The organism is Hydrogenophaga sp. 70-12 (assembly GCF_001897365.1).
GTDB lineage: Bacteria > Pseudomonadota > Gammaproteobacteria > Burkholderiales > Burkholderiaceae_C > Hydrogenophaga > Hydrogenophaga borbori.
Genome location: NZ_MKSS01000348.1, coordinates 1 through 7,216 on the forward strand (window position 1 = coordinate 1; position 7,216 = coordinate 7,216).

The window sequence follows — 7,216 nt, forward strand, 5'->3', positions numbered from 1 at the left end:
TCGGCTTCGCAGGCATCTGGCTCATGCGAGAGGACGTGGAGATGGCCATGCGCCTGCTCTACCTCTCCGCCTACAACGGCGTGGCCGACTACATCTTCGCCACCATCCCGCTGTTCGTGCTGATGGGCCTGTTGGTGTCCATATCGAACGTGGGCAAGGACACCTTCGAGGTGGCCGAGGCCCTGCTGCGCCGCGTGCGCGGCGGACTGGGCGTGGCCACGGTGGCGGCCAACACCGTGTTCGCCGCGGTCACGGGCGTGTCCATCGCCTCGGCCGCCGTCTTCACCCGCGTGGCCGTGCCCGAGATGGCCCGCCACGGCTACCGCACGGCCTTCGCGGCGGGCACGGTGGCCGGCAGTTCGGTGCTGGGCATGATGATCCCGCCCAGCCTGCTGATGATCATCTACGGCGTGCTCGCCGAGCAGTCCATCGGCACACTGTTCATCGCCGGCATCATCCCGGGCTTCATGCTCGCCGCGGTGTTCGTGGCGATGATCGTGCTGATGGCCACCTTCGCGCCCGGCATGGTCTTCGACCTCAAGCGCCAGCGCGACATGGCCCAGCAGCGCGCCAGCGGCCCGCTGCTGAGTGGCGCGCAGATGGCCGGCAAGCTGGTGCCCATCGTCGCCCTGGTGGCGCTGGTGCTGGGCGGGCTCTACAGCGGCTTCTTCACCCCCACCGAGGCCGGCGGCATCGGCGCCTTCGGCGCGCTGGTGGTGGCGCTGGCGCGGCGCAGCCTGGGCCAGGGCCGCTTCTGGCGCGTGCTGCACGAAACGGGCAGCGTCTCGGTCACCATCCTGATCCTGCTGATCGCCGCGAGTTTCTACAGCCGCATGCTGTCGGTGGCGGGCGTGCCGGTGGCCATCAGCGAGCTGGTGCAGGACGCCGGCCTGGGGCCCTATGGCTTTCTCCTGATCTACGTGCTGATCGTGCTCTTCCTCGGCATGATCCTGGACTCCAGTTCCATCCTGCTGATCATGACGCCCGTGGCCGTGCCCATCGCCAGCGACCTCGGCTTCAACCTCATCCAGTTCGGCGTGCTGACCGTGCTCGCGGTGGAGATCGGTCTGCTCACGCCGCCCTTCGGCATTTCGGTGTTCACGGTGAAGTCCACCTTGAACGATCCGCGCGTGTCGGTGGAGGCCATCTTCGGCGGCACCCTGCCCTACGTGGCCGCCATGCTGTTCGTGCTGCTGCTGGTGGCGGTGTTTCCGGTGCTGTCGCTGGCACTGACCTGAGGCGCCCGCGCGCGGCGGGCTCAGCCCGCCGGGCCGGGCACGAAGATGTCGGCGTGGAAGCGCTCGGCCGGCAGTTGCATCGCATCGGCGCAGGCCGCGCGCACGGCGGACACCATGGGTGGCGCGCCGCAGCAGTAGACCTCGCCGCCGCGCGGCAGTTCATCGGCCAGGGCGCGCACGGCGGCGTCCACCCGGCCATGGAAAGCGCCCAAGGCCTTCGCCTCGGCACCGTCTTCCAGCGCCGCCACGAAGCGCCAGTTCGGCAAGGCCCTGGCCCATTTGGCGGCGTGTTCCAGCAGGTAGAGGCCGGCGCGGTCGCGCGCGCCCCAAATCAGGGAAACGGGACGCGCCGACCTGCGCTTCGCGAGGTCGTCGAGCAGCGATTTCACCGGCGCGAAACCGGTGCCGCCGCAGACGCACAGCAAGGGACTGCCGGCCTCGGGGTCGAGGTCCACCTGGCCGAAGGGCAGCTCCACTTCGAGCAGGTCACCGGGCTGCAGGTCCGCCACCAGGGCGCTGAAGCGCCCACCCGCGACGTGCCGCACGTGCAGTTGCACGCCGTCGCTTTCGTGCGGCGGGTTGGCCATCGAGTAGCTGCGCCGTTCGCCGTCGGGCAGGTGAACCTGCAGGTACTGCCCCGCGCGGAACTTCGCGCGCTGGCCCGCTGGCAGGCGCAGTTGCAACAGGCTGACATCGGGCGCGGCCAGGGTGTTGCGGTAGACCTTGAGCTGCAGGCGCTTGCGCGCGCCGGGCTCCAGGCGGCGCCAGCTCGATGGCGCGATCGCCAGGTCGGCGCGCGGGCGGCATTGGCAGAGCAGCTCCTGGCCAGGCGGCGTCGCTTCGGCGGACACGGGGCCGCGCTCGAAGTCACCGCCCTCGACGCGCGCGGCGCAGTTGCCGCACACGCCCTTGCGGCAGGAGTAAGGCACCTCGATGCCGGCCTTCAGCGCGGCGTCGAGGATGGTTTCTTCGGGCTCGCATCCGAAACACAGGTCGGAGCCCACGATGCGGATCTGGTGGCTCATGGCAAATGAAAGAAGAGGATCAGGCGCGCACCGGGTCCAGCATCAGGCGCAGGCTGCGCAGCAAGGCATCGGGCCGCGCCCGGCCGGTGCCGGCGATGTCCATGGCGCTGCCATGGCCGGTGCTGGCCAGCAGCACCTCGGCGCCGATGGACAGGGCGCAGGCGCCTTGCGGGGCCAGCAGCTTGATGGGGATGTGGCCCTGGTCGTGGAACATGGCCACGTAGAGGTCGTGCGGCCGGTGCGCGTGGTCCGCCAGCAGCACGTCGGCGCCTTGTGGTTCGCCCACGTCCAGGCCCTGCTCGCGCAGCGCGCGCGCCGCGGGCACGGTGCAGTGCGCGTCGTGCGGCCCGAACAGCCCCCCTTCGGACGCGTGCGGATTGATGCCGAACAGCGCCACGCGCGGCCGGGACAGGCCCAGCCGCTGGCAGGCGCGCACGCCGGCGCGCGCGGCCGCCGCCACCAGATCGGGACTCAGCCGCGACAGCGCGCGCTCCACGCTTTCGTGCAGCGTGGCGTGCACGATGCGCAGGCCGCCGCCAATGAGCAACAGGAACACCTCGTCTTCACCGAGTCCGCACACCGAGGCCACCAGGCTGGGGTAGCCGCTGAACACGATACCGGCCTGCGCGATGGCGGTCTCGTGGTGCGGGCCGGCCACCACGGCTTGCACCGCCCCCGCGCGGCAGGCCTCAATGGCGGCGCTGGCGCTGGCCACCGCGCTGCGGCCGGCGCCGGCATCGATGCGACCGGGCTGGTGCGAGCCCCTCGGCAGACCGCCCACGTGCACATGCTGCAGGCCGACCAGCAGGTCTTGCAGTCCCAGGCTTTGCGCCGTGGCGCGCAGCACCTCGCCCGGCCCATAGAGCACGAGGCGCTCGCGCGCTTCGGGCGCCAGCTCGGCCAAGGCCTTGAGCGCGATCTCCGGGCCGACGCCGTTCGGGTCGCCCAGGCTCAGGGCCACGCGCGAGCTGTTCATCGCGGACGCCGCGCCGCTCACAGCGGCAAGGCCATGAGCGTGTCGGTGACGGTGCTGTCGCACACCGCCACGCGCTCGGCCAGCAGCAGCCTCCCGTCCACCCGAACGAAGCGGTCGCGGTAGACGCCGGTTGCGAAGGGCTGCGTTTCACCGTGCGCCATGATGCGCGCCACCATGAAAGGCGTTCGGGCGCGCGCCGATTGCGCGTCGGCCGACTCCAGCACCGGCACGCCCAACAGGTGGCGGTAGCGCTGGCGCTCGTAGATGTTGGCCTCGCGCAGCGCGGCCACCCGGTCTTCGAGCATGGCGCGCGAGTCGGCCCAGACGATGCCAGCCGGCAGGCCCTGCTGTTCGTTCTCCACATGGGTGATGCGGTAGAGCGCATCGGGCGCGAAGAAGTCGGGCCACTGCTCCAGGCGGTCGCTGTCGATGGTGTCGGCGTAGGCCGCGTGAAAGGCCATCAGGCTCAGCAGGTCGATCATGCCGCCACCCCCATGTGCTGGCGGTAGGCCTTCCAGAAGCCGCGCACCGAGGTCTCCGTGGCCCGGCCTTCGCCCGAGGCCACCACCTCGCCGCCCATGGCCACCACGGCCTGCTGGTCTCGCGCCCCCGCGATGCCGCGCTGCACGAAGCCGCCCACGGCGCCGTCTTCCATGGAGATGAAGCCCGCCGGACCCACCAGGTTGCACTGCTTGAGCCGCACGCGCAGCCGCTCGGGCGTGTCGTCCTCGAAGCCCAGATAGACCCAGTGCAATTCGGCGCGGTCCTTGCCTTTGGTCACCACCTGGCGCACGGCCAGGCAGTTCTGTATCTGCTGCAGCACGAAACCGGGGAACACCGACAGGATCTGCAGCGTGACGCCATCGGGCCATTCCTCGAAGCCCTCGAGCAGACTCGGGTCCTTCAACCGGTAGCGGTCGTGGTCGGAACGCAAGCCCTGCTCCTTGTACGACGCGTCCTTGGCCGAGGGATCGATCATCGAATAGCTCACGTGGTTGCCACCCGATTCGTCCACGATCACCCCACCTTTTTGCGAGAGGCGGTTGATCTCGAAGGTGGTGAAGAACAGGTGCAACAGGCTCGCGTGGTAGCTGTCGCGCACGTTCTCCACGTAGAGCTTCCAGTCGTTGGGCAAGGCCTGCGTGAACCGGCCGATCACCTTCACCGGCTTGTGCAGAACGCGCTCGATGCGCGCGCAGATGTCCTCTCCCAGGTACTCCTCGATCGGCGGCACCTCCTCGCTGAAGCTGCCGAACACCAGGCCGCAGAACACGGCCACGCGCAGCTTGCGCGGCCCGTGGTTTTCCTTGCAGAAGTCCGGCGGCATGCCACCCTGCCCCTTCACCCCCTTCTCGAAGGCCACGCCGGTGAGGTCGCCCTGGCGGTTGTAGCTCCAGGCGTGGTACACGCATTGAAAGCTCTCGGCCTTGCCCGACTTCTCCAGCGCGATCAACGCGCCGCGGTGCGCGCAGCGGTTCTCGAAGGCGTAGATCTCGCCGTCGGCGTCGCGCACCACCACCACGGGCGTCTCGCCCACGTGCGTGGTGCGGTAGCTGCCGGGCTCGGGCAGCTCAGCGTCCAGACACAGGTAGTTCCAGGTGGCGCCTCTGAACACGCGCGCCTGCTCTTGCTCGTGGATCCCCTCGTCCGCATAGACCGCGTAGGGCACGCGGCTGAGCCGATCGGTCCACCGGATGGTTTGCACGTCTGGCATGGCCGGCATCACTCGAGGGTCACGTTGGCGGTCTTGATCACGCGCGCCCACTTGTCCGACTCCGCCTTGATGAAGGCGGCCGTCTGCTGGGGCGTCTGTCCACCGGGTTCGGCGCCCTGGGCGGCGAACTTTTCGCGCACGTCGGGCAAGGCCATGGCCTCGGCGAAATGCTTCTGGATCTGCTGGGCCACGGCGTTGGGCGTACCGGCGGGCGCCACCACGCCAAAGAAGGTCACGGCCTGCATGTCGGGCAGCTTGAGCTCGGCGAAGCTCGGCACGTCGGGCAAGGCCTTGGAACGGCGACTGTCGGCCACGGCCAGCACCTTGATGCGCTTGCCCTGGTGGTACTGGGCCGACGACGCGATGTTGTCGAAGAAGACGTCGACCTGGCCACCGACCAGGTCCGTGAGCGCGGGCGCGGTGCCGCGGTAGGGGATGTGAACCATGCGCGTGCCCGTGAGCTGCATGAATAGGTTGGCGGTCAGGTGGGAGGTGGAACCGTTGCCTTGCGACGCATAGGTCACCTTGTCGGGGTTGGCCTTGAGGTAGGCGATGAACTCGGCCAGGTTGGCCACCGGCAGGCGGTTCGACACGCCCAGCACGTTGGGCACCGTGGCCACGACGGTCACGGGCACCCACTTGGTGGGGTCGAACGGCATGGACTTGTAGAGGTGGTGGTTGATCGCGATCGGGCCCGGCGGCGATACGAGCAGGGTGCTGCCATCGGGCTCGGCCCGGGCGACGAACTCGCCACCGATGTTGCCGCCCGCGCCGGTGCGGTTCTCCACCACGATGCCGGCGGGATAGGCGTCGCGCATCTTCTCGGCCAGCACGCGCGGCAGCACGTCGGCCGTGCCGCCGGCCGGAAACGGCACCACCAGGCGCAGCACCTTGGGTGCCACGGCCGTTTGGGCCTGCGCGTTAAAGGGCAGCACGGCGCTGAGGCCGGCGGCGATCGACGCCGCGGCCAGCGCGCGTCGCGTGATTCGTGGGGAGCTCATGTCATTCCTCTACTGGGGTGGGCAGAACGTGGCGGCCAAACACCGACACGGCGGCGCAGTCTAGGCGCGCACTTGATGCACATCAACGAATTCGAACAAAATGTGCGCCATGCGAACTTCAACCAAAGCCTCTCCTGGCACCCATGCCGACGACGCAAGCCATGGCGCGGACGAACGCGCCGAGCGCGGCGAGCGCGACTACGTCATGGCGCTGGAAAAGGGGCTGGCCATCATCGAAGCCTTCGGCCAATTGCGCAGCGGGGCCACGCTCACCGAGTTGGCCGACGTCACGGGGCACACCAAGGCGTCGGTGCGCCGTTCGTTGCACACCCTGTGCCACCTGGGCTACGCCACGCAGGACGGCCGTCAGTTCCAGCTCGCCGCGCGCGCGTTGCGCCTGGGCTCTGCCTTCGTGGTGTCGGATGCGCTCACGCGATTGGCCCAGCCCATCCTGGAAACCACCGCCGAGCGCACGAAGGAATCGGCTTCGATCGCGGTACTGGATTCGCAAGACTCCGTGTTCGTGGCCCGCGCCACGCACCGGCGCAGCCTATCGGTGGGGCTGGGCGTGGGCGCGCGCCTGCCGGCCTACGCCAGTGCCACCGGGCGCGTGCTGCTGGCCGGGCAGCCGCGCGACGCGGTGCGCTTCATGCTCAGCCGCATGGGCCGCCCGGCGCTCACGGTCAAAACCATCACCAGCCTGCCGAAGGTGATGCAACAAGTGGAGCTGGCGCAGCGCCAGGGTTACGCGCTGTGCGACCAGGAACTGGAGATCGGCCTGCGCTCGATCGCGGTGCCCATACTCGACCGCCATGGCCGCACCATCGCGGCAATGAGCCTGTCGGTGGCAACCAGCCGAATGGACATCCCGGCCATCATGGACAAGCTGTTGCCCGAGCTGGAGCGCGCGAAGCAGAAATTTCCGGCGCTGTTGTGAAGCGGCGGCCTACGCACAGCTGCGTCCCCGACCTCATCAGCCTGGGCCTCTTCACAGGGGCCCGCGAACAGGAACTGTGCAGCTTGACTGCAGCCCAGGTCGAGGCCAGGTGCGGCAGCTACGTCTGTCTTCGCGCCCAGCCCGTCGCCCATGAGGTCAACGGCTCAAGGGCCACTCCCAGCTTCCGGCCTTCTGCAGTCAGTTGATAACCCCCAGCGACGTGCTCCACGAGCCCCGCCTCCTTCAACTCGGCGAGCCGCGTGTTCAGCAAGCGCGAGTTGGTCTCGCATGCGTCCTGTAGCGCCCTGAATGTCAACGGGTCTCC

At 69.1% G+C, this 7,216-nt stretch carries 8 protein-coding genes; 2 read left to right on the forward strand and 6 right to left on the reverse strand.

Annotated features, from left to right (window positions below; translation table 11 throughout):
• On the forward strand, nucleotides 1-1,238 hold a 1,238-nt coding region (locus BGO22_RS18105; protein ID WP_286852068.1), incomplete at its 5' end, for a TRAP transporter large permease.
• A gap of 20 nt (nucleotides 1,239-1,258) precedes the next feature.
• On the opposite strand, the gene BGO22_RS18110 is transcribed toward BGO22_RS18105, so the two are convergent.
• The 5 genes from BGO22_RS18110 to BGO22_RS18130 are packed head-to-tail and all read right to left on the reverse strand — an operon-like array spanning nucleotide 1,259 to nucleotide 5,954.
• Nucleotides 1,259-2,263 (reverse strand): 2Fe-2S iron-sulfur cluster-binding protein, encoded by a 1,005-nt coding sequence (locus BGO22_RS18110; RefSeq protein ID WP_070397706.1) that lies wholly within the window; start codon nucleotides 2,261-2,263, stop codon nucleotides 1,259-1,261.
• Between the two features lie 19 nt (nucleotides 2,264-2,282).
• Entirely contained in the window at nucleotides 2,283-3,239 is a 957-nt protein-coding gene (locus BGO22_RS18115; RefSeq protein WP_070397705.1) for a PdxA family dehydrogenase, read from the reverse strand.
• Between the two features lie 17 nt (nucleotides 3,240-3,256).
• Nucleotides 3,257-3,721 (reverse strand): aromatic-ring-hydroxylating dioxygenase subunit beta, encoded by a 465-nt coding sequence (locus BGO22_RS18120; RefSeq protein WP_070397704.1) that lies wholly within the window; start codon nucleotides 3,719-3,721, stop codon nucleotides 3,257-3,259.
• Nucleotides 3,718-4,953: an aromatic ring-hydroxylating dioxygenase subunit alpha gene (locus tag BGO22_RS18125; RefSeq protein WP_083292878.1), complete on the reverse strand. Its 1,236-nt coding sequence runs from the start codon at nucleotides 4,951-4,953 to the stop codon at nucleotides 3,718-3,720. The genes BGO22_RS18120 and BGO22_RS18125 overlap by 4 nt, the downstream gene beginning before the upstream one ends.
• A gap of 8 nt (nucleotides 4,954-4,961) precedes the next feature.
• Nucleotides 4,962-5,954 carry a Bug family tripartite tricarboxylate transporter substrate binding protein gene (locus BGO22_RS18130; RefSeq protein ID WP_070397702.1) on the reverse strand — a complete coding sequence of 331 codons (993 nt, stop codon included), beginning with the start codon at nucleotides 5,952-5,954 and terminating at the stop codon, nucleotides 4,962-4,964.
• Nucleotides 5,955-6,063: 109 nt separating this feature from the next.
• On the opposite strand from BGO22_RS18130, the gene BGO22_RS18135 reads away from it, so the two are divergent.
• Entirely contained in the window at nucleotides 6,064-6,891 is an 828-nt protein-coding gene (locus BGO22_RS18135; RefSeq protein ID WP_083292876.1) for an IclR family transcriptional regulator domain-containing protein, read from the forward strand.
• A 118-nt stretch (nucleotides 6,892-7,009) separates the two neighbouring features.
• Here the strand turns inward: BGO22_RS18135 and BGO22_RS18140 are convergent.
• A partial coding sequence (locus tag BGO22_RS18140; protein ID WP_286852075.1) for a winged helix-turn-helix transcriptional regulator occupies nucleotides 7,010-7,216 on the reverse strand: 207 nt, incomplete at its 5' end.